This is a genomic window from Flavobacterium piscis, from assembly GCF_001686925.1.
Taxonomy (GTDB): domain Bacteria; phylum Bacteroidota; class Bacteroidia; order Flavobacteriales; family Flavobacteriaceae; genus Flavobacterium; species Flavobacterium piscis.
Genome location: NZ_LVEN01000004.1, coordinates 142,057 through 164,877 on the forward strand (window position 1 = coordinate 142,057; position 22,821 = coordinate 164,877).

Here is a 22,821-nt window from a genome sequence, read left to right on the forward strand (position 1 = left end):
AAAACCAGTGTAAATCCGTTTAATCCGCAAAACCCGTGGGCCATTTTATTTCCTATTTCACCACCTCAACCCAGAATCCTTTTGTTCTGGCCAGGAATGTGTTATCGTACATCGCTTCACATTGTAATCCAGGCAAATAATAATTCCCTAGATAAGATGCATTTAATAAGATTCTAAATACTTTAGTTTCTCTGGATTTTAATCCAAAATAGAAATTAGTTCTGTCATCTCGAATATCAATATAGTCTGCCACATTATTTGTGGCGTCTCCATAATCTGTAAAGCGAGTATTTACGATTTCGAATCCTGAAGGTAAAATTTGCGATAAGGCTACATTTTGAACACTTTCGTTTCTTTGGTTTTTAACCGTAACCTCAGCAACAAATTCAGTTCCCTGATTTATTTTCGAAACGTTGATAACGCCGCCTTTTCTGTTTTTGAAAACGATAGCAGCCGAAACATCACTTTGGACTACATTTTCCTGTCCGATTGGCAATATCCCTGTATTCAGAACACGAACATAAATCGTATTGCTTTTATTATTTTTTAAAGTAATACTATTAGAACCTGTTTGCACAACTAAACTTCTGTCTGCAATTGTTTTTTGAGTACTTATCGTTTCCCCTTTTCCATTTTTACTAAACTGAATATTAATTCCTTTAGGACCATTACTTGCAGCAAATTTCGACATCGCATACAAACAATAAGCAGTAGTTTGCGTACTCATCCATTGGTTATTAGACATTTCTTTAGCTAATTTTGAAGCCATCGAGAATGCTTTTTGTTTTTGGTCTAAAAGCAACATTGTTTCTAAAGCCATTGCTCGATTTCTTTCGCTTGAACCATAATAGTAATAATTATAATCACTTGATTCACTATCAATACTGGTACGCAATAATAAATTTTGTCCGGCTGATTTTTGTCCGGCCAAAACATACGCTGCAGCCAAACGAAGCTTACTTTCGTTCGAAATACCTTTTGTTTCTCGTAATCTGTTCATTGAAGATAAATCGGCATTTCCGGCTAAAGCCAGTGTATATAAACGATAAGCCTGCGCTAAATCATTCCCATATTTTTGTTCAAAACGCCATTGTTTCGCTTCTTTTTGCTGATACGAAGTCCATTTTGATTTAAAGTTTATTGGTAAAACATAACCCTTTTTCTCTGCTTCAATCAGGAAATGTCCGGCGTATGAAGTTCCCCAATCATCGGCAATTGTATTTCCCTGCCAATAAGGTAATCCTCCATTCGACAATTGAAAACTGCCTAATCTTGCAATTCCTGCTGTGATATTTTTTTGAATAAGTTCTTTTCTGGTCGCATCTAAATCGACAACATCATTCAGAAATAATTGCGGAAAGACAGATGAAGTCGTTTGCTCAACACATCCATGTGGATATTGAATTAAAAACTGTAATCTTCCGTTCAAATTGATTGTTGGCATTGACGAAACCTCTAATCTTGCCTTATTACTTCCTGAAACTCCAAAGGTTTTCCATGAAATAGTTTTAGTACTATTTGGAGGTAAAAGAACATCTGTATACGTACTTGTAAGCGGATTAGGGTTTGTCATGTCAATTTCAACATCATAAACCGATCTTTCGTTTCCTGAAGTGGCAATAACCTGAACTTTTGCAATTCCGGTTGCCGAACCTACAACTAAATTAAAATAAGCCATTTTTTCGTCAGGTTGTGCAAACGTCAATCTTTGAGTAGCACTTCCCATTACTTTTAATCCAGGGCTGGTTTTAATCTGAATTGAAACATTTTTAATCTTACTTTCTGTAGCAAAAACCGTAACCGGAAGAGTCACTTTTTCTGATGGTGATATTTTTCTTGGCAACGAAGCCAATACCATCAACGGACTACGAACCGGAGTTGCTTTTTCTACACTTCCGTATGCACTTGTACTGGCATCACCTGCAACCACCATAGTTCTAACCGAACCAATGTATTTTGGCAATTTTAACTGATGTGATTTCGTTTGTCCTTTTTCTAATTTAAATGGCCCGTAATACAACACAACAGGTTTAAAACGATTTGCTTTTTTAGCTTTTCCACCGCCTAAATCCTGATCTCCACCAATACTGAAAATCTGATTTATTTTTCCGCCATAAGCACCTATTACATCATCATAAATATCCCATGTTTTTACTCCCAAAGCTTCTCGAACATAGAAACTATCCCAGGCATTTGGTGTTTTAAAACGGGTTAAATCCAATAATCCTTCGTCAACAACTGCAATTGTATAGGTCATTTCTTTACCTGTTTTCTCCCCTACTTTTACTGTAAAAGCCTGTTCAGGTTTTAATACATCCGGCATTGAAAGTGTTGGTGCCAGAATGGTATTTTTATCAACAACTTCAATAGGCACGATACCGTACATACGAATTGGCGAATCATTTTTAGTCGATGCGTGTGGCTGTAAAAGTGTAATATTAAAATACACGTTTGGAGCCATCGCCGCCGTGATCGGAATTTCAACCTTAGTTTCTCCTTTTTGAGTCTTTGCCCAAATTGTTTGTACTACTCTTGATCCGTTTTCGATCGAAATTAAAGCGCGGCCACCTTCACTTGACGGGAAAGAGATCTGGGCTTTTTCGCCTACTGCATAATTATGTTTATCTGTTGAGAACACTAACATATTTGCTGTCGAAGCATCTCTGTTACGCGTTTTTCCGGACCATATTGGCCAGTCTATATTTACAGTCAATGATGTTGCATGACCACTTGTATCATCTGAAACACGAATTAAGTAACGTCCCCATTCTTCATCGGTTAGCTCAAATTCAAAACTTCCTTTTCCACTGGAATCGGTGTCAATTATGGTAGATTTATAAGATGTTGTTGAGTTTGATGAATTATAATTAGACAAATTATCACTTGACGAATCCCACCACCATCTCCAATCTACTTTGTAAATTCTTACTTCAAGATTTTTAACCGCTTTTGGTCTTCCGTTTTCATCAACAGTAACTACCTCAAAGCGATTTTTTGCTCTGGTTTCCAGCATTCCGTATTTATTAGGTTCAGGAGATTTAATTCCCACATACGTTTTATACGGAGAATAGGTTGTAGAGATAACATCTGTACTAAAATCTCCTCCTTCTTCATATACTTTTGTAATGAATGAAGCGCGAAGCATTCCTGGCGCCTGACCTTGTAATTTAGGTTCTATATTTACCGTTGCTTTTCCGTTTTCGTTTAATTTCCCGGAGAAAACATTGATTTCTTCTGTACTAAATTTGCGTACCAAATCATCAAAACTAAATTTCTCATATCCTTTAAAAGTAGTGGTTTGTTGTGAAAACTTAGCCTGCATTTCTACGTTCAGGTTTTTCGCAATAGCGCCATGAAGCCAGGTAACTTCAAGATTACTCGTGTTTGGATACGAAGAAGAAAGTGTTTTTCTGGAGAAATTATTTTTTATCTTCAAACGATTTGGCTTGATCGTTTCGATTTTAATACTCTTATAAAACTTAGCTCCACCTACGCTTATCATGGCTTCCCAGTTTCCTGTTGGCGCTTCTGCACTTGTAGGCACCACAAAAGAATAATGATTTAATTCGTTCGTTCTCTGAATCGTTTGATAGGTCGTTTTTCCGTTAGGATCATTCAATCTAAATTTTATAGGATGAGATTTCGGAAGTTTATTCGCAGCATCATTCAAAATAAAAGACAAATACAAATTATCTCCGGGACGCCAAACGCCGCGCTCTCCGTAAATAAATCCTTTTAATCCTTTTTGCAAAGTCTCACCTGCAACATCAAAATTACTTAGTGATAACGAAAGTCCGTCATCGAGTTTTACATAAGTCGACTGATCGCCCAAAGTAACGATCGCAAAATAAGCGAATTTATCCAGCTGAAAAGAAGCAATTCCTTCGCTGCTGGTGGCTCCCGTAGTTATTTTTTGTTGCTGATAGGTATACAAATCTACTCTGGCGTTAGAAACCGGCTTTGTAGTAACAATGTTGTTTACGGCAAATAAATACGATTTATTTTCTCCTCTTTTCGCAATAACCCCTAAATCTGTAGCTAAGATATTGGTAGCAATTTTGGCATTATAATAATACGAGTTTGTACACGGATTTTCACTTTCTCTCCAGTCATAATCTCCGTAATCGTACTCGTAATCATCATACGAATTGCCGCTATAATTTACATCATTTTCATCAACTTCTTCTTCGTCTTCTTCATTTTGGTCTCCGTCTGATGTTTCGCATTTGTATAAAGAATATTTCTTTTTATACACAAATTCTACTCTATAAATTGCTCCAGGTTCCGGCGTAATTATTTTAGATAAATCTAATGCAAAGGTGTTCCATCTGGTAGGATTTATTAAACCGCTCTCATTTAATTTTAGGGTTGTTTTTGCAATTGGCTGCGCTACTTTTTTAAGATTCTGACTTCCGTTTAATTGATTATATTGAAGAAACTGAAGAATATTATTTTTGTAGATTTTATAAACCTTTACATCAACCGCACTTAAGTTTACAGCTTCAAAATTCAGTTTTAAATTATTTGAACTCGGTAAAATTGTTCCATTTTTAATAAAGCGAACACTTGGTTTTATTTGATCGAAAGTAATTTTCTCCGTGTAATTCGAGTCCATTTTTTTACCGTACTGGCTTTCGATTCCCTCGAAAACTTCCAGCAGTAATTCTCCTGTTATCACTGGCTCTGGCGTTTCGTCAGGAACAACCTCAACTACTTCTTCAGCAACTGAATCTACAGCTACCGTAGCAGAATCTACTACAACTGATGAAGAATCGACACTAGCATATACTGGTTCTTGTACAACAACCGGAGCCGGAACTTCTTTTTTAGCCACAGCTTCATTAGTAAAATACACTTTCAGGACATTTCCCTGAGTAGAAAATTTTAAATTATTGGTATTCTGAATCGAAACCAAACCTTTAAAATCCTGACCTTTTTCTAATGGTTCCGAAAAATTAATCAAAACCGACTGATTACTTCCATCCGGAACATCAACTTTTACAATTTTAAACTCGTTAATACTTGTAATGGCATAATCTAATTGTCCTTTTTGGTCGATATCAAAATCATTTCCATCGTATGCAATCTCCAAGTTTGTCGCTTCATCATAACGCTGAATACTATCAATTATAAAATTGAATTCTTTAGCAGTTCCTGATTTTTTTTCGAACTTAATTTTAAGATTATTTCCTTTCTGACTTGCCGAAACTAATTTTATAGCCGTGTCAATATCAATATTATCTGCCGTTTTAAGCACACAATTCAAATATTGGTATTGTTTACTATACGACTGAATATCTATCGTATTAATTGTAAAATCCTGTTTGATTGTTTTTACCGTAAAGTTGAATTTAGAAAGCGTTGCCTCTTTCTCTTTTGGGAGTGTGATCAGTTTATCTAAGTTTAAAGTCACCTGATATTCTGTTCCCGGGTTTAACTTTTTTTCCGGAATAAAAGCAAGCGTATTGCTCGAAAGCGCAACTACTTTTCCACGAACATTTGGCGAAATATCAAATAAATCATCATCTAATTCCTGATTGACTTTCCAGTCTTTTTTATCGAAAGCCAAAACCACCCGAATATCAGATTCCGAGGAAACAATTCCCCCCGTAAAGCTGACGATATAATCCTTAAATAATGAAAAATCGGAATTGAAATCGGCGGCAGATTTTCTACCACAAGATTGAAAAATAAAAAAAACACAAAACGCGAGAACTAATCCTTTTACTTTCACTTTTCTATAGAATTATAAGGTTATAAATTCAAAATTGGCAGTACGTTTTAACTTTTTACAGTTAAAAGCATAACTATTGGTTTGCCAATTATGTTGTAGTAAATATAGATTATTTTTCTATATAATTTAAGAGGAAAATTCCGCGGAAGCTAATTATTTAAATTCTTAAATTAGAAAAAGGTAATTTAGTTTTATAAGGAGCTATTTCTCCTGAAGTTTAGGGATTCGTTATATCTTTTCATTGCTAAAGAAGTAAGAAAAAGGATGCCACTCCCGTCTGTGCCATGGCATTTGTTTTCGTAAGATGATTTAAAGCTCTGTTCCCAACTTCGATAAAACTTTATCCATCTCAAGAAAATGAGTTTCTGAATTTGAAGCATAAAACAATTGGTTGCCAGCCATAATTACAATAACATCATCATCGTAATTACCATAGAAATTTATTCCCTCAAGCCATTGTTTAAAAGAAACATCCTTGCTAGCGAAGCTTTCAGTTATAAAATCGAGTTCATGAGGTTCTAATTCATAAAATGTATTACATGGAAACTCTAATGCAAAACCAGCCTGAAGAAAAGCCATTGCTGTAAAAAACCCCGTTAAGGTTTCTGTTTCCAGTTTCCATGTTTTTTGATCCTCACTCATATAAACCGGCGGATCAGATTTCGACAAATCGCCTTTGTGAATTCCCCAAACACAAGCTCTTTGATTTTCAGAATAAAATATCAAATAATCGTCATGTTTGTAATATTGAAATCGCTCTGGTATAACTAATAAATCCTGAGTATGATTCAGATTTTGAATTTTACCTAATTCAGTATAATAATCTGTGAATACTTTTGGAAGATCTCCAAATATATCTTTTACAACCTGAATTTCATCAGAAGCAAACCCACAAGATTCTGTAATATGAAATAGTTTTTTAATAGTGGAGAAATCGGTCATGTCATTAATTTATAAAACATAATTCAACATATCTTACTTACGCTTCTCAATAAAAAAACGCTTCATTAAATCCGCCGCTTCATTTGCCATAATACCTGAAACTACTGTAGTCTTGGGATGTAATTTTGTTCCCATGGCAATAAAACCACGTTGTTCGTCTCGGGCGCCAAAAACAATTTTAGAAATCTGACTCCAGTACAAAGCACCTGCACACATTTGGCAAGGTTCGAGCGTAACATAAAGTGTACAATCTTTCAAATATTTTCCGCCCAGAAAGTTTGCGGCAGCAGTTATCGATTGCATTTCGGCATGAGCCGTAACATCATTCAGTAATTCGGTTAAATTATGACTGCTTGCAATTACTCTGTCTGCAACGACAATTATAGCTCCAACAGGAATTTCACCTTTATCAAAAGCCATCTCAGCTTCCTGCAAAGCTTTTTTCATAAAATATTCGTCGGTGAAGGGATTTATCATAATTGCAAAAATAGAACTTTAGACTTTATTTTTATTATATTTAAATTTTGAAATTTAAATATGGAGCAAAAATTTAAATTAACGATTCCTGAACCTTGCCATGAGAACTGGGATAAGATGACACCAAAAGACAATGGAAGATTTTGTTTGAGTTGTTCTAAAACCGTTGTTGATTTCACGGCAATGCTTCCGGAGGAAATTCAGCAGTATTTTATTTCACATAAAAATGTCTGTGGACGACTTAAAAGTGAACAGTTAAGCGAAATAAATATTCAGATTCCATCTCAAATATTACACAGCCAAATCCATTATCAAAAAATGTTTTTATTGGCACTTTTTATAGCTATGGGCACTACATTATTTAGTTGTCAAGACAAAGACGGAAATAAGAAAAAAATAGATACAATTGAAGTTGTAGAAGATGTCAAACCAGAACAACATGCTACTACTGGAATTATTTTGATGCCTATAGACAAACTTAACGCTGAAGAACATTCTCAATCTGAACAAGGGGAACCTCAATCTGGACATTACGGAATTATTTATAATTCAAATGATTTAGACATTGCAGCTGTTCCAAAAAATGGAATAAAAAAATTCAATTCTAATTTTTCAAAAAATCTTAACACATCAAAACAAGGAGAAATATCCGTTTTATTTGTAATTGAAGGCGACGGAAGTCTTAGCAATTTTAAAATACTTGAAAATACAACATCAGCAAGTGAAAAAGATATTATCAGAATTTTAGAAAAAACTCCAAATTGGATTCCCGGAAAACTAAAAAACAAAATTGTTCGATCAACTTACGTTTTACCGATTACAATTAAAAAGTAAAACACTGCTAATAAAACCTTACTTCCTAATTAAATTTAAAACCGTAAATTTGCTTTTTACCTTACAATGAAAAGCAACTTACTTTCCAATATATACAATCCAACTGATTTACGCTTATTAACCGAAGCGCAACTTCCTCAAATTGCACAGGAATTACGTCAATTTATTATCGATATTGTTTCAGTAAAAGAAGGGCATTTGGGCGCTAGTCTTGGTGTTATTGAACTTACGATTGCTTTGCATTATGTTTTTAATACTCCGGAAGATTTATTGGTTTGGGATGTTGGACATCAGGCTTACGGACATAAGATTTTGACCGAAAGAAGGGAAATCTTTCATACCAACAGGCAAATAGACGGCATTTCAGGTTTTCCAAAAAGAAGTGAAAGTATTTACGATGCATTTGGCGTTGGACACTCCTCTACTTCTATTTCTGCCGCACTCGGAATGGCGATTGCTTCTCAACTAAAAGGAGATTTCGATAAACAACATATTGCAGTTATTGGTGATGCTTCTATCGCATCAGGAATGGCTTTTGAAGGTTTAAATCATGCCGGAGTTACAGATGCAAATTTATTGGTGATTCTAAATGATAATGCGATCGGGATTGACCCCAGCGTTGGTGCTCTCAAACAATATCTTACCGCTGTAAAAGAAGGAAAGAATCCGAAGAAGAACAATATGATCAAGTCTCTTAACTTCGATTATTCCGGACCAATTGACGGTCATGATCTTCCAACCTTAATTAAAGAATTAAACCGATTAAAAAAGATAAAAGGACCTAAATTCCTTCATATCATAACTACAAAAGGAAAAGGCCTGCAACAAGCTGAAGAAAATCAGGTAAAATATCATGCACCTGGAAAATTTGATGCGTCAACTGGTGAAATCATTTTAAAATCTGAAGAAAATTTACCTCCTAAATATCAGGATGTTTTTGGGCTGACCATTTTGGATTTAGCCAAAAAGAACAATAAAATCATCGGAATTACGCCTGCAATGCCATCTGGTAGTTCTTTAAAGTTCATGATGGATGAAATTCCCGAACGTGCTTTTGATGTAGGAATTGCTGAGCAACATGCCGTGACGCTTGCTGCCGGAATGGTAACTCAAAGCATGATTGTGTATTGCACCATTTATTCTACTTTTTTACAACGTGCTTACGATCAGGTCATTCATGATGTAGCATTACAAAACTTACCGGTTATTTTTTGTATAGATCGTGCAGGTTTGGTTGGCGAAGATGGAGCAACACATCACGGTGTTTTTGATATTGCTTATTTACGCGCCGTTCCAAACATCATTATCTATGCTCCAATCAACGAAATTGCGCTGCAAAACATTTTATATACGGCCCAATTAGGATTAAATCATCCTATTGCGATTCGATATCCGAGAGGTAGAGGCGTTTTACCAAATTGGGAAGTAGAAAATTTCGGACATTATGAACAAATTATTATAGGACAGGCTAGTCAATTAAAACCCGGAACAAAAACAGCTGTTTTATCAACCGGAACAATTGGAAATAATGTCACTTTAGCGATTAATGAATGTGACAACTCCGAGTCAATTGCACACTATGACTTTCCATTTATCAAACCATTAGATATCAAATCATTGATTAGTATTTTCAATGATTTTGAAAGGATTATAACTGTTGAAGAAGGAACTATAAACGGAGGCTTTGGAAGCGCCATTTTAGAGTTTGCAGCAGCGCATAATTATAAAAATAAAATAGAAATTTTAGGCGTTCCTGATGTGTTTATTGAACATGGAACTGCAAATCAATTACAACAATTATGCAAAATAGACGTTAAAAGTTTGATAAATCTTTTTTCAACCGATACAAAATAATTATTTTGCACTACCAAAAAAAACTAAAATCATAATGAAATTATTGCGTTCTACCCTTTTGCTTCTATTGCTTTTGTGTACCTCACATAACTTTGCTCAAATCATACAAACGACTTTAGCGCCTAATCAGCTGCCGCCGCCACCTTCTAACTGGACTAAGAAAAATCAATTGGGATTTGATATTTCCGAAATTGCTTTTGTGAACTGGAGCGCGGGGGGAACAAGTTCGATCTCAGGTTTGTTCAAAGGCGAATTTGGAAGAACTTACATCAAAGGAAATCATAAATGGGCGAACGAACTTATCATAAAGTATGGTTTAAATAAACAAGACGGTACCGAATTAAGAAAGACTGATGATGCTGTGATGCTGAATTCTACTTACGGATTTAGAAAAGATACCATTTCGAATTGGTATTATTCGGCTAAATTTAATTTCAATACGCAGTTTACAAACGGATATAATTACCCAAACAGAGATATTGCTATTTCGAAACCTTTCGCACCAGCCTATGTATTCTTGGGAGCTGGAGCTGAAAACTCAAATAAAAAGAAAAACAGAACGTTTTACTTCTCTCCTATTACGTTAAAAACTACTTTGGTGTTAGATCAGGATTTGGCCAACCAAGGATCTTTTGGTGTTAAAAAAGCAATTTATGCTCCGGATCCTATGGATCCTAATTCTCAAATTATAGTTGAAAACGGGCAGAAAGTAAAAGCGGAATTTGGTATTTTACTAACTGCATACATGAAAAACGAAATTTTCAAAAACATTTTCTACGAGAACAGATTAAGTTTATACACCGATTATTTGAACAAATTCGGAAATGTCGACGTAGATTATGATACTCGTTTAGATCTTGTTGTAAATGCTTATGTAAAAGCAAATATTGGTATTCATTTGGTTTATGATGACGATATTAAAACTAAAAAAGATGTTGTTGACCCAACTACAGGATCAACTTCTCAGGTAAACGACGGACCAAGAGCTCAGCTGAGACAGGTTTTGGGCGTAGGTTTAGTATATGCTTTTCAATAAAACAGTATCGCTATTAAGCAAAAAACACCCGATAGAAACAATTTCTATCGGGTGTTTTTTTTTTATATCAAAAAGAAAAAAAATATTTAATTCTTTTTTCTTCCGTTAATGGTTTCGAATAATTCTAATGCGTTTCCATCCGTTAAAAGCGAAACGTAATGACAAATATGAAGCAAACGTTCGTATAAATTCTCTTTTTCTAATTGATGCTTTTCAGGCAACATTTTCAAAATTAATTTATCGTAGTTTGAAGCAGTGCCTTCGTATTTATTATTAAATGCAGTTATAAATTTATCCAGTAAAGTCTGAATGATTTGATAACCTACAATTTCTTTCTCTATAACCTCGCGGCTCTGATAAATTTTATCAACGCTTAAATTGATGATATCATTCATTTGCGCTTTGTATTTACTTTTATCGGTTAAAGCAAAAGGGAATTTTCCTGCCAGGATCGCTTCTTCATTTTCAATAAAAACATTTACGGCATCGTTGATCAAAGTTCCAATTGCAAGAGCACGCAAATAACTAATTCTATCTTCTTTGGTGGTTAAAGTTTTGTATTTGGCAACGCCAATATTATCTTTTACTAATTTTATTAAATATTCTAAAGCATAATCTTCAGATACTAATCCTAAATTTATTCCGTCTTCAAAGTCGATGATAGTATAACAAATATCATCTGCTGCTTCAACCAAATAAGCTAAAGGATGTCTTTCAAAACCAATATCATCTCCTGATTTATTGGCAATCATGCCCATATCTTTGGCTACCTCTTCAAAGAATGCTTTATCCGTCTGGAAGAAACCGTATTTTTTATCGGCGATATCATTTGTTGGTTTTTTAGGTAAACTTTCTTTTGGATATTTCATAAAGGCACCTAAAGTAGCATAGGAAATTCTAAGACCGCCCTCAATTCCGGGACGACTTGCTGTAAGAACCGAAAATCCGTTTGCATTTCCCTCAAAATCAATTAAATCCTGCCATTGTTTGGCAGTTAACTGATCTTTATATTTTAATCCGTTTCCTATCGAAAAATATTCTCCAATGGCTTTTTCACCAGAATGTCCAAAAGGTGGATTTCCAATATCGTGTGCCAAAGAAGCCGCAGCTACTATAGCACCAAAATCATTCATATGATAACCGTGAATTTCTTTTAAGTGAGGATATTTCTCAATGATTTTTTTCCCTACCAAACGTCCAAGAGAACGTCCTACAACCGAAACTTCTAAACTATGCGTAAGTCTAGTGTGTACAAAATCTATTTTAGAAAGCGGAATAACCTGTGTTTTATCCTGAAGTGATCGAAATGCAGCCGAAAAGATAATTCTATCATAATCAACCTCAAAACCCAGTCGGGTATCGTCTTGTTCTACACGTAATCTCTTGCTAGTATCGCCTTGGCGTTTGAGTGATAAAAGTTGTTCCCAGTTCATTTTTGTATTTTAGAATTCAGATTGTAGATTGCAGATTTCTCATCTAAGCGTCAAAAATACGTTTTATTTAGGATTTCATTCAACAAAATATATTATTTAAAAGATAAACCTCCTGCATATTCAGGCTGCACACAACTTTTTACTTAAGTATTACATTTTTAAAATATTTACTAAAAATAGCAAATGCTTCTGCTTTACTTTCTGCTGTTGGTGCTGCAGTATCTTTAAGTGCGTAAGGCATATTAAGCAATTCCCATTTTTGAGATCCAAGTTGGTGAAACGGAATAATCTCTACGCGCTCGACAGTTTTATAATTGGTAAAATGTTGTCCCCATTCTTCCAGATATTCTGGTTGGTCTGTCCAGCCGGGAACTAAAACATATCTTAACCACATTGGTTTTCCTGTAGATTCTCTATAGGCGGCAACTTCTAATGTGTTTTTATTGGTTAAACCAGTTAATTTGTGGTGTATCTCATCATTAATATGTTTTACATCCAATAACAAAAGATCTGTATTATCAAAAAGTTCCTGTGCCTGATGATTATTTAGTCTTCCGTTCGTATCCAGACAAGTATTGATTCCCTGTTCGTGAAGCAATTTAAAAAAATGAAGCAATTTGTTTCTTTGGAGTAAAGGTTCTCCTCCGGAAACTGTAACTCCTCCGGTTTTACCAAAATAGCTTTTCTGGCGAACAGCTCTTTTTACTAATTCTTCTATTTCGACCAAAGAGCCTCCTTTTACATCGAGTGTGTCCGGATTCTGACAATATAAACACCTAAACTGACATCCCTGCGCAAATACAACCATTCGAATACCGGGACCATCATGAGTACCAAAGGTTTCGAGAGAGTGTATTCTTAAATGATCCGGATCATCAATGTTTAATTTAGCGGCTTCAATATCTTGTAATTGAAAATACATAATTTATATATTTTAAATAAATTTAAAAAAAAATAGGCTGACTACATTCCAGCCAACCTATTTTAACTTTACAATTCGCTCGATTTACATTGCTTCATGAAAAGTACGCGCTATAACTTCTAATTGATGCGCTCTTGATAATCTCACAAAATTAACAGCATAACCCGAAACTCTTATGGTCAATTGTGGATGATTTTCAGGATGATTATAAGCATCTTGAAGGGTTTCGCGATTTAATACATTTACATTTAAGTGATGTGCCATTTGCGCAAAATAACCATCTATGGTGTTTACCAAATTTGTTACCTGTTCTGCTCTGGTATCTCCTAATGATTTCGGAATCATTGAAAACGTGTTAGAAATACCATCTTGTGCATCATTGTAATCCAATTTTGCTACAGAATTTAATGAAGCAATTGCTCCACTACAATCACGACCATGCATTGGGTTTGCTCCCGGCGCAAAAGACTCACCATCTTTACGTCCGTCAGGAGTTGCTCCTGTATTGGTTCCGTACATTACATTCGAAGTAATCGTCAATAATGAAAGAGTTGGTGTTGCATTTTTATATGCAGTATGTTTTCTAAGCTCTTTGATAAAGAAAGCTGTAATTTCCTGAGCAATAGAATCTACTCTGTCATCATCATTACCAAACTTAGGATAATCACCCTCGATATTAAAATCTACTGTAATTCCGTTTTCATTTCTTACTGGTTTTACTTTAGCATATTTAATGGCAGATAACGAATCTGCAATAATTGAAATACCTGCAGCTCCATAAGCAATATCAACGTGCGGATCAGAGTCAATCATAGCCATCTGAGCTCTTTCGTAATAATACTTATCATGCATATAATGAATAATATACATTGATTTGGCATATACTCTGGCAACCTCTTTTAGCGTACGTTTAAATACATTGCTTACTACATTATAGTCTAATACTTCGTCGTGAATAAACGGAATATCTTTCATGATTAATGCTCCGCCACGTTCTTCTCTACCTCCGTTTAAAGCAATTAATAATGCTTTTGGCAAATTGGCACGTGCCCCAAAGTGCTGAATTGATTTACCAATTTCCTGATGCGATACACAACAAGCAATTCCGTAATCATCAGAACCTCTGTTTGGTCTCATCAAATCATCATTTTCGTATTGAATTGATGATGTATCAATTGATACTTGCGCACAGAAATCTTTAAATCCCTGCGGAAGATCATCTGACCATAAAACCGTTAAATTTGGTTCTGGAGAAGCTCCTAAATTATATAATGTCTGAAGGAATCTGAATGAAGTTTTGGTTACTTTCGTTCTTCCGTCATTAAACATACCTCCAATACATTCTGTTACCCAGGTTGGGTCTCCTCCAAAAATTTCATCATAAGCTCCAGGTCTTAAATGGCGCACCATTCTCAATTTCATTACAAACTGATCTACCAATTCCTGTGCTTCAAATTCTGAAATTAATCCTTCTTTAAGGTCTCTTTCTATATAAACATCAAGGAATGAAGATACGTTTCCTAAAGACATTGCGGCTCCATCTTGTTCTTTAACTGCAGCTAAATAAGCAAAATAAACCCATTGAACAGCTTCTTTTGCATTTTGCGCAGGAAGTGAAATATCAAAACCATAATCAGCAGCCATTATAAGCATATCCTGCAAGGCACTAATTTGAGCCGAAATTTCTTCACGTAAACGAACTTTATGTTCCGTCATTTCACCGCCAACCTTATTATGATCTTCTCTTTTAAAAGCAATAAGCTGATTAACCCCATATAAGGCCATACGACGGAAATCACCAATGATACGTCCGCGGGCATAATTATCAGGTAAACCTGTCAATATATGTTTAGAACGATAATCCCTAATTTCTTTATCATAAGCATCAAAAACTTTTTCGTTATGATTTTTAGCGTAGTTAAAAATATCGATTACACGATCAGAAACTTGCAATCCTCTTTCTTTTACAGCAGATTCAACCAATTTAATACCTCCAAAAGGTTTCATTGCTCGTTTCAACAATAGATCTGTTTGCAAACCTACAACCACTTCATCTTCTTTATTAATGTAGCCTGGCTTAAATGCATTAATTGTTGAGATTGTTTCTACATCTATGGCTGAACATCCGTTATTTGCTCGTTCTTTTAATAAAGCCTCTTTACAGATATTCCATAAATTGGTAGTTTTTGCAGATGGTCCCGATAAAAAAGAAGAATCCCCTTCATAAGGAGTAATGTTTTTTAAAACAAAATCCTGAACGTTCACTGATGCCCCCCATTTTCCGGGTGTAAATACCATTTTTTCGACACTTGCTTTCATAACTCAAAATAATTTAATTGCGTTTATTATATACTCAAATTTAGACACTTTTTAAGCTTAAAATCATGATAATAATCATAAACAAAGCTTATTTTTATAAAATTCGTAATTATTCTTTATAAATAAGCTTTTGTTTTAATATTACGCACATAATGGCAGTAAACATCAGAATTCCGGCAAACAAATAAAAAATTGTTGTGTAATCATTAGTTAGTCCAATTAATCCCGGACCAACAAAGGCAGCTACTGACCAGGCTATTAATATAAAACCAAAAGGTGAGCTCATTTTATTTGGCCCATAAATATCCTTAACAAAAGCCGGGATTGTTGCAAATGCACCACCATAACAACTAATAATAATAAATATCATTAATTGGAATAAAATTGGAGAACTTGTCTGACTTAAAACCAGAAAGCAACAGGCTCCTATTGTATAAAACAAAAAGAAAGTAGACCATCTGCCAATTTTATCAGAAATACTGGACCAGAATAATCTCCCAAATCCGTTAAAAAAACCGATAAAAGCAACAAAATTAATCGCCTGGCTATCCGTAATATGTATTAATTGTTTTGCCATCGGTGCTGCAATAGAAATCAAGGCAATACCACAGATTGTATTAAAAAAAAGCATGAACCAAAGACCATAAAAACGAACGTCTTTTAGCAATACTTTTAAAGGAATAGTAGCATTATCTTGTACAGTATTCTCGATCTGAGTACTGGAAACAGGAAGTATAAGGAATAATGATGCCAACACCATTATTAAAAAATAAGCGGTGCCTAATAAATAAAAAGCACCAGGAACACCCAGTAATTCTACTAGAGGCAAAATAAGTCTTGAAGCTAATATCGATCCCACGGCAAAAGACATAATAACCAATCCTCCTGCAAAGCCGGGCTTTTCAGGAAACCATTTTACAACAACTGCGATAGGCGTTATGTATCCAAATCCTAAACCTATACCGCTTATTACGCCATAAAATAAGTAAAACAATAGTAATGACTTTTCTGCAATAGCAAATCCGCTTCCTATTAATCCTACTCCAAAAAACAATGCGGCAAGCAATCCCGCTTTTTTAGGTCCAATTTTTCGAACAAATTTTTGCATAAAAGCGGCCGTAAGGCCTAAAAAACAGATGGCTAAACTAAACGAAAGCTTTAGTTGATGGGCATCCCAGCCATTTAATTCGTTAATTGGATTAATCCAGACACTGTAAGCGTAAATTGAACCTATTGATAATTGCAATAACATTCCTGCTGATGCAATCACCCATTTATTTATTTTTATCATAAGGCGCCATATTTAATATGCGTCTTACAAATTTAGAAGTCAAGACTAACAGAAAACGTGATTTTTATCTTGTTTTCATCAAAATACCAATAAAAATTTACGAAAACGTTGTAAAAAAAATTAAAATTCTAATGCTGTACTGTGTTTTATTTCTCCCATTACAAAAATACTGTTGGTGTTTCCTATATTTTCGATAGTCGACAACTTATTCATTACAAAGTCCTGATAACTAGCCATATCCTGAACCAAAATTTTAAGCATGAAGTCATAATCGCCTGCAATGTTATAGCATTCTATGATTTCAGGAAGTGCTACAATATCTTTTACAAAATTACTTCCCACATTTTTCGCATGCTCTTTTAAGCGGACATTACAAAAGACAGTCATTCCGCGGTTCATTTTTTTCTTATCCAGCAATGCTACATATTTTGTAATAAAACCGTCACGTTCGAGTCTTTTTATACGCTCGTAAACAGGAGTAACAGTTAAGAATAATTTACTTGCAAGGTCTTTTGTATTGATATTGGAGTTCTCCTGAAGGTATTTTAGGATCAACAAATCGGTTTTATCTAAGTTTTCCATAGTGTTTTTTACTGCTAAAATTGTTTTTAAAGAGATTCGTCAGTAATATAATCTTCAATAAGATATTTATAAAATACAATTTACTGAAATAATTATCAAATATAAGTTATAAAACCTAAAACAATAAATTTGTTCAGTAAAAAATACTGAAATAAAAAATGAAAACAAATAATTTAGGTTATCCAAGAATTGGCAGCAACAGAGAATTAAAAAAAGCCTGTGAATTGTATTGGGCTGGACAACTTTCGGTTGATGAATTGCTCCAGACGGGAAAAGACATTCGTCGCAAAAACTGGCATTTACAAGCTGAAGCCGGAGTAGATTTGATTCCGTCTAATGATTTTTCTTTTTATGACCAAGTACTCGATCTTACTTTAACTTTAGGAGCAATACCTGAAAGATACCACGAACTGGCAAAGACAAACTCTCCTATCGATTTGTATTTTGCGATGGCTAGAGGAGCTCAAAAAGACGGTCAGGATGTAGTAGCCATGGAAATGACAAAATGGTTCGATACCAACTACCACTATATTGTTCCTGAATTTACCAAGAATCAAAAATTCGAATTGTTTTCAGAAAAAATAATCAATGAATTCAAAGAAGCAAATGCTTTAAAAATTGCTACAAAACCGGTTTTAATAGGACCCATTTCTTATTTGCTTTTAGGAAAAGAAAAAGAAGAGGGTTTTCACCGAATTGATCTTATCGATAAATTACTGCCTGTTTACTTCGAAATTTTCGAAAAACTACAAGCCGAAAAAGTTGCATACATTCAGTTAGATGAACCTTTCCTAGCTTTAAACTTAACCGACAAAGAGCGTAATACTTTCACGAAAGTGTACAACCAAATCAACGAACGTTTCCCGAATATTAAAATCGTTCTGGCGAATTATTTTGATTGTTTTGGAGAAAATCTTGAAACGGCATTGGCTTTGCCGGTAGATACTTTTCATTTAGATTTAGTACGTTGTCCGTCTCAATTAGATGATATTTTAGAATCCGGAAAACTGGCTCCAAATGTAAATCTTTCTTTGGGAGTGGTTGACGGAAGAAATATCTGGAAAAATGATTACAAGAAATCTTTAGATTTAATCAAAAAAGCAACCGATGCTTTAGGCGAAAACAGAATTCTGGTAGCACCATCATGTTCTTTAATTCACAGTCCGTGCGATTTAGATTTAGAAACAAATGATGAAACGCTAACTCCTGAAATCAAGCAATGGCTGGCTTTTGCCAAACAAAAAATTAATGAAGTTGTTGTATTAAAACAATTGGCTTCTAACGAAACGATTGCACAAAATTCTGTTGCTTACGAAAGAAACAAAATTGCCAACGACAATCGTAAAACCTCAACATTAATTCATAATAATGAAGTTAAAGCGCGTGTTGCCTCAATTACAGCAACAGATGACAAACGTAAAAGTACTTTTGCTGCGAGAAGAAAGAGTCAGATCGAAGCCTTAAACCTGCCCTTGTTCCCTACCACCACCATTGGATCTTTTCCTCAAACCGCTGAAGTGAGAAGCTGGAGAGCGAAATTTAAAAAAGGGGAACTAACTACCGAACAATACAACGACTTGATCGAGAAAGAAACCGAAGCTACGATTCGTTTTCAGGAGCAAACCGGAATCGATGTTCTGGTTCACGGAGAATTCGAACGTAACGATATGGTGGAATATTTTGGGGAACAATTGGCAGGTTTTACTTTTACAAAAAACGGATGGGTCCAAAGTTATGGTAGCCGTTGCGTGAAACCTCCGGTTATTTATGGTGATGTATCGAGACCAAACCCAATGACCGTAAAATGGTCTAAATATGCACAATCTTTGACCCCTAAATGGGTAAAGGGAATGCTAACAGGTCCTGTAACGATTTTGCAATGGTCGTTTGTTCGTAACGATCAGCCACGTTCTGAAACTTGTACGCAAATTGCTCTAGCCATTCGTGATGAAGTTGTTGATCTAGAAAAAGCAGGAATCAAAATTATCCAGATTGACGAGCCAGCGATCCGAGAAGGTTTGCCATTGAGAAAAGAGGAATGGGCAAACTATTTAGATTGGGCTGTAAAAGCGTTTAGAATTTCGGCAAGCGGTGTAAACGACGACACGCAAATTCATACGCATATGTGCTACAGCGAGTTCAATGATATTATCCAGAATATTGCCGATATGGATGCTGACGTGATCACAATCGAATGTTCACGCTCTCAAATGGAACTTTTAGATGCTTTTGCCAACTTTAAATATCCTAACGAAATTGGACCCGGAGTTTACGACATTCACTCACCGCGTGTTCCGTCAAGTACCGAAATGGTTCGTTTGTTAGAAAAAGCTTCGGCTGTAATTCCGGTAGATCAATTATGGGTGAATCCTGATTGTGGTTTAAAAACACGCCATTGGGATGAAACCAAAAAAGCTTTGATCGAAATGGTTGCAGCTGCTCAGGAAATGAGAGCTGCTGTTGAAACTCCTGTGAATTAATCATTTTTTATTAGAAATATTTTTGTTTTTTAGTGCCAACTGGTGGAGTCGGAATTCTTGTAGTTATGAATTTTTCCGACTTCACTTTTGTTGGCATTTTTGCGTTTAGTTTTTTTTTGAAGCAGAAAAATTTCAGTTTTACAAAACACCTTTTGTCCCGCTATCCACTATATCTGTTATGGCGAACCCCGCCACAACAGGATACCGCTTCTATCGGGGCTAAACGAGAAATTTTTATTTTCAGGAGATGTAGATGTTATAATTACAAATAAAAAGCACTTCAATTGAAGTGCTTTGATTTAATCTAAAACTTAATTTAATTTAGAAGTTTTTAGAAACTCCAATATTAACTGTTTTACCAAAATTGAAGTAGAAACGGCTATTATCTCCCCCGTTATTCTCAACATTCATTGTTTCGTAACCTAAACCACCAATGCTGAAGTTTAAACCAAAACCTTTTTTCATGTTAATAAAAAGAGCCGGAGTAATGCCTACGTACATACCATCTGCTTTAGTTTTACCAACAAGATTTCCATTTTCATAATTTTTGATTTTTTGATTTTGAAAACCAGCTCCTAAATCAGCAAATACAGAAAATGTCTCACTTAACGGAACCGAATAGCGTACAAACGCACCATATTTGTAAGCATTAAATTTACCTTCTCCTCCTCCATTATCAGTTTTTGTAGACTGAATCGTAAATTCAGCACCCAATGTCCAGTTATCGTGAAACTGATAACCCACTTTTGGAGAAAACTCAAACGTATTTGTTTTCGCTTCAGCGATTGGGCGGTCAATTTTTTGAGAATTATACCCAATGTTTCCACCAACTAAAACTGTTCCCTTTTGAGCATTTGCGAAGCTTACCGTAGCTAATGCAAGAATAAGTAGCATTTTTTTCATATGTAAATGATTATTAAAATTTACATAGACACAACAACAAAAATACCAATATCCATCTACAACACATTTAGTAACAATTTGTTAAAATCATCACATTAAAGAAATAAGGTAAAAATATTGGCTTAACATTTCTGTAAAGAAAAAACTTAAAAAACAAAAAAAGCACTCCAAATAGGAGTGCTTTTCGAAATTGAAATATATTTCTAAAAATTAGAAATTTTTTGAGATCCCTACAGAAAATGCTTTTCCGAAAGTGAAATTAAAGTTTTTAACGTTATCTCCGTTACCGGTATTTCCATCAAAATTATAAGTATTATACCCTAAACCTCCAATATTGAAGTTTAAACCAAATCCTTTATTAACATTAATGAAAATTGCAGGAGTAACATCAATATAAAAACCATCTCCTTTATTAATTCCAGAAATTGGTCCAACAGTATTTGTTTCTTTTGTACTTTGGTAACCAACTCCTAAATCAGCATAGGCAGAAAAAGTTTGATTTAATGGCTTAGAATAACGTAAAAAACCTCCTAAAGAGAAATCATTTACTTTAGCCTCAGTATTACCAAATTCTCTTTTTGAAGAACCAACTCCTGCTTCAATACCCGCAGTCCAGTTTTCGTGAAATTGATAACCTACTTTAGGAGAAAAACCAAAATAATTCTCTTTAGTTTCAGAACCTGCATTTGATACATTTTGAGAATTGTACTCAATACTTCCCATAACTAAAATAGACCCTTTTTGAGCATTTGCAAAGCTAAACATAGCTAATGCAAGAACAACTAACATTTTTTTCATTGTGATATTTATAAATTTTAATACTCCTTTAACAATAAAGATGCCACTGTTCCTGAATAATTCATTTTTAAATTCGATTCTTTAAAAGGCAAAATTTAGTAATCAAAACTATTTCTGTTTACTTTTGTAGCAAATAAAAAGTCATGTCGATAGAAGTAAACAACATATCAAAAAGTTACGGAACTCAAAAAGCATTAAATTCAATTTCGTTCTCTATCCAAAAAGGAGAAATCGTTGGATTTCTTGGTCCAAACGGAGCAGGAAAATCTACTTTAATGAAAATTTTGACTACTTATATACTTGCCGATGGCGGTTCAGCACTTGTAAATGGTCATGATGTCATGACGAGCGCAAAGTCAGTTCAACGTTCTATTGGCTACTTACCGGAACATAATCCGTTGTATCTGGATTTGTATGTTCGTGAGTATTTGGCTTTTAATGCCGATGTTTATCAGGTTCCAAAATCAAGAATCGAAGAAGTAATTCAACTGACAGGACTGACACCGGAAAGCCATAAAAAAATAGCACAGTTGTCTAAAGGATACCGCCAGCGTGTGGGACTTGCGAATGCTTTATTGCACAATCCGGATGTTTTAATTCTGGATGAACCTACTACTGGTTTGGACCCGAATCAGTTAATGGAAATTCGTAACGTAATTAAAAATGTGGGAAAAGATAAAACGGTTTTTTTATCGACTCATATTATGCAGGAAGTCGAAGCTATTTGCGATCGTGTCATTATTATTGACAAAGGACAAATTGTTGCCGATAAAAAATTAGATCATTTAGTATCTGAAAATAAAGAACAAGTTATCGAAGTAGAATTTGATTATCAGATACAGGAACAACTTCTGGCAAAGCTCGAAAATATTACGTCATATAAAAATATTCATGATATGACCTGGGAACTCACTTTTGTTGCCGAAAAAGATATGCGTCCCGCTATTTTTGATTTTGCCAACGAAAATGGTTTGAAAACATTACAGCTTAATCAAAAAAATAAAAACCTCGAAGCCGTATTTAGAGAAATTACTAAATAGAGTTTTCAGTTTACAGTCTCAGTTTACAGATAAAAGTCAATTGTTTCTCTTATAGAAATAATTGACTTTTTTTGCAATACTTTCTGATCTTACTTTCACTAATTATTTTACCGCAGAGAACACAAAGATTTTTATATAAGAGCCTTTAGAAAGCACAGAGATTCTGTGTTGATTTC

General features: G+C 34.7%; 15 protein-coding genes. 5 read left to right on the plus strand and 10 right to left on the minus strand.

Annotation, left to right across the window (positions count from 1 at the left end):
* Positions 1–52: 52 nt before the first annotated feature.
* The 3 genes from FLP_RS03360 to FLP_RS03370 form a co-directional block, all read right to left on the minus strand.
* Entirely contained in the window at positions 53–5,734 is a 5,682-nt protein-coding gene (locus tag FLP_RS03360) for an alpha-2-macroglobulin family protein (RefSeq protein WP_065448115.1), read from the minus strand.
* 309 nt (positions 5,735–6,043) lie between these two features.
* On the minus strand, positions 6,044–6,676 hold the full coding sequence (locus tag FLP_RS03365) for a hypothetical protein (RefSeq protein WP_065448116.1): 633 nt from the start codon (positions 6,674–6,676) through the stop codon (positions 6,044–6,046).
* Positions 6,677–6,709: 33 nt separating this feature from the next.
* On the minus strand, positions 6,710–7,153 hold the full coding sequence (locus FLP_RS03370) for a nucleoside deaminase (protein WP_065448117.1): 444 nt from the start codon (positions 7,151–7,153) through the stop codon (positions 6,710–6,712).
* Positions 7,154–7,213: 60 nt separating this feature from the next.
* On the opposite strand from FLP_RS03370, the gene FLP_RS03375 reads away from it, so the two are divergent.
* From FLP_RS03375 to FLP_RS03385, 3 genes are all read left to right on the plus strand, one after another.
* A complete protein-coding gene (locus FLP_RS03375; protein WP_065448118.1) occupies positions 7,214–7,987 on the plus strand; it encodes a hypothetical protein in 774 nt (257 codons plus the stop codon).
* 66 nt (positions 7,988–8,053) lie between these two features.
* Positions 8,054–9,841, plus strand: coding sequence for a 1-deoxy-D-xylulose-5-phosphate synthase (locus FLP_RS03380; protein WP_065448119.1), 1,788 nt, complete (start codon positions 8,054–8,056; stop codon positions 9,839–9,841).
* A 34-nt stretch (positions 9,842–9,875) separates the two neighbouring features.
* Positions 9,876–10,877 carry a DUF3078 domain-containing protein gene (locus FLP_RS03385; RefSeq protein ID WP_065448120.1) on the plus strand — a complete coding sequence of 334 codons (1,002 nt, stop codon included), beginning with the start codon at positions 9,876–9,878 and terminating at the stop codon, positions 10,875–10,877.
* An 86-nt stretch (positions 10,878–10,963) separates the two neighbouring features.
* Here FLP_RS03385 and FLP_RS03390 read toward each other — a convergent pair whose 3' ends face one another.
* From FLP_RS03390 to FLP_RS03410, 5 genes are all read right to left on the minus strand, one after another.
* Positions 10,964–12,310, minus strand: coding sequence for a deoxyguanosinetriphosphate triphosphohydrolase (locus tag FLP_RS03390; protein WP_065448121.1), 1,347 nt, complete (start codon positions 12,308–12,310; stop codon positions 10,964–10,966).
* Positions 12,311–12,449: 139 nt separating this feature from the next.
* On the minus strand, positions 12,450–13,232 hold the full coding sequence (gene pflA / locus FLP_RS03395) for a pyruvate formate-lyase-activating protein (protein ID WP_065448122.1): 783 nt from the start codon (positions 13,230–13,232) through the stop codon (positions 12,450–12,452).
* An 84-nt stretch (positions 13,233–13,316) separates the two neighbouring features.
* Positions 13,317–15,551 carry a formate C-acetyltransferase gene (gene pflB / locus FLP_RS03400; protein WP_065448123.1) on the minus strand — a complete coding sequence of 745 codons (2,235 nt, stop codon included), beginning with the start codon at positions 15,549–15,551 and terminating at the stop codon, positions 13,317–13,319.
* A gap of 109 nt (positions 15,552–15,660) precedes the next feature.
* Positions 15,661–16,842 (minus strand): L-lactate MFS transporter, encoded by a 1,182-nt coding sequence (locus FLP_RS03405; RefSeq protein ID WP_065448124.1) that lies wholly within the window; start codon positions 16,840–16,842, stop codon positions 15,661–15,663.
* A 120-nt stretch (positions 16,843–16,962) separates the two neighbouring features.
* A complete protein-coding gene (locus FLP_RS03410) occupies positions 16,963–17,424 on the minus strand; it encodes an Lrp/AsnC family transcriptional regulator (protein WP_065448125.1) in 462 nt (153 codons plus the stop codon).
* 158 nt (positions 17,425–17,582) lie between these two features.
* Here FLP_RS03410 and metE point away from each other — a divergent pair, with 158 nt between their 5' ends.
* Entirely contained in the window at positions 17,583–19,904 is a 2,322-nt protein-coding gene (gene metE, locus FLP_RS03415) for a 5-methyltetrahydropteroyltriglutamate--homocysteine S-methyltransferase (protein WP_065448126.1), read from the plus strand.
* Between the two features lie 321 nt (positions 19,905–20,225).
* Here metE and FLP_RS03420 read toward each other — a convergent pair whose 3' ends face one another.
* Together FLP_RS03420 and FLP_RS03425 are read right to left on the minus strand one after the other, a co-directional pair.
* Positions 20,226–20,807, minus strand: coding sequence for an outer membrane beta-barrel protein (locus FLP_RS03420; protein WP_065448127.1), 582 nt, complete (start codon positions 20,805–20,807; stop codon positions 20,226–20,228).
* Between the two features lie 210 nt (positions 20,808–21,017).
* Positions 21,018–21,605, minus strand: coding sequence for an outer membrane beta-barrel protein (locus tag FLP_RS03425; protein ID WP_065448128.1), 588 nt, complete (start codon positions 21,603–21,605; stop codon positions 21,018–21,020).
* A 143-nt stretch (positions 21,606–21,748) separates the two neighbouring features.
* Here FLP_RS03425 and gldA point away from each other — a divergent pair, with 143 nt between their 5' ends.
* A complete protein-coding gene (gldA, locus tag FLP_RS03430; RefSeq protein ID WP_065448129.1) occupies positions 21,749–22,645 on the plus strand; it encodes a gliding motility-associated ABC transporter ATP-binding subunit GldA in 897 nt (298 codons plus the stop codon).
* Positions 22,646–22,821 lie beyond the last annotated feature (176 nt).

Bases quoted from the DNA above. Each gene is read 5' to 3' on its own strand.
- FLP_RS03425 (WP_065448128.1), bottom strand. From the start codon at position 21,605: ATGAAAAAAATGTTAGTTGTTCTTGCATTAGCTATGTTTAGCTTTGCA.
- FLP_RS03370 (WP_065448117.1), bottom strand. From the start codon at position 7,153: ATGATAAATCCCTTCACCGACGAATATTTTATGAAAAAAGCTTTGCAG.
- FLP_RS03420 (WP_065448127.1), bottom strand. From the start codon at position 20,807: ATGAAAAAAATGCTACTTATTCTTGCATTAGCTACGGTAAGCTTCGCA.
- FLP_RS03365 (WP_065448116.1), bottom strand. From the start codon at position 6,676: ATGACCGATTTCTCCACTATTAAAAAACTATTTCATATTACAGAATCT.
- FLP_RS03375 (WP_065448118.1), top strand. From the start codon at position 7,214: ATGGAGCAAAAATTTAAATTAACGATTCCTGAACCTTGCCATGAGAAC.
- gldA (WP_065448129.1), top strand. From the start codon at position 21,749: ATGTCGATAGAAGTAAACAACATATCAAAAAGTTACGGAACTCAAAAA.
- FLP_RS03385 (WP_065448120.1), top strand. From the start codon at position 9,876: ATGAAATTATTGCGTTCTACCCTTTTGCTTCTATTGCTTTTGTGTACC.
- FLP_RS03380 (WP_065448119.1), top strand. From the start codon at position 8,054: ATGAAAAGCAACTTACTTTCCAATATATACAATCCAACTGATTTACGC.
- pflA (WP_065448122.1), bottom strand. From the start codon at position 13,232: ATGTATTTTCAATTACAAGATATTGAAGCCGCTAAATTAAACATTGAT.
- FLP_RS03410 (WP_065448125.1), bottom strand. From the start codon at position 17,424: ATGGAAAACTTAGATAAAACCGATTTGTTGATCCTAAAATACCTTCAG.
- FLP_RS03405 (WP_065448124.1), bottom strand. From the start codon at position 16,842: ATGATAAAAATAAATAAATGGGTGATTGCATCAGCAGGAATGTTATTG.
- FLP_RS03390 (WP_065448121.1), bottom strand. From the start codon at position 12,310: ATGAACTGGGAACAACTTTTATCACTCAAACGCCAAGGCGATACTAGC.
- metE (WP_065448126.1), top strand. From the start codon at position 17,583: ATGAAAACAAATAATTTAGGTTATCCAAGAATTGGCAGCAACAGAGAA.
- pflB (WP_065448123.1), bottom strand. From the start codon at position 15,551: ATGAAAGCAAGTGTCGAAAAAATGGTATTTACACCCGGAAAATGGGGG.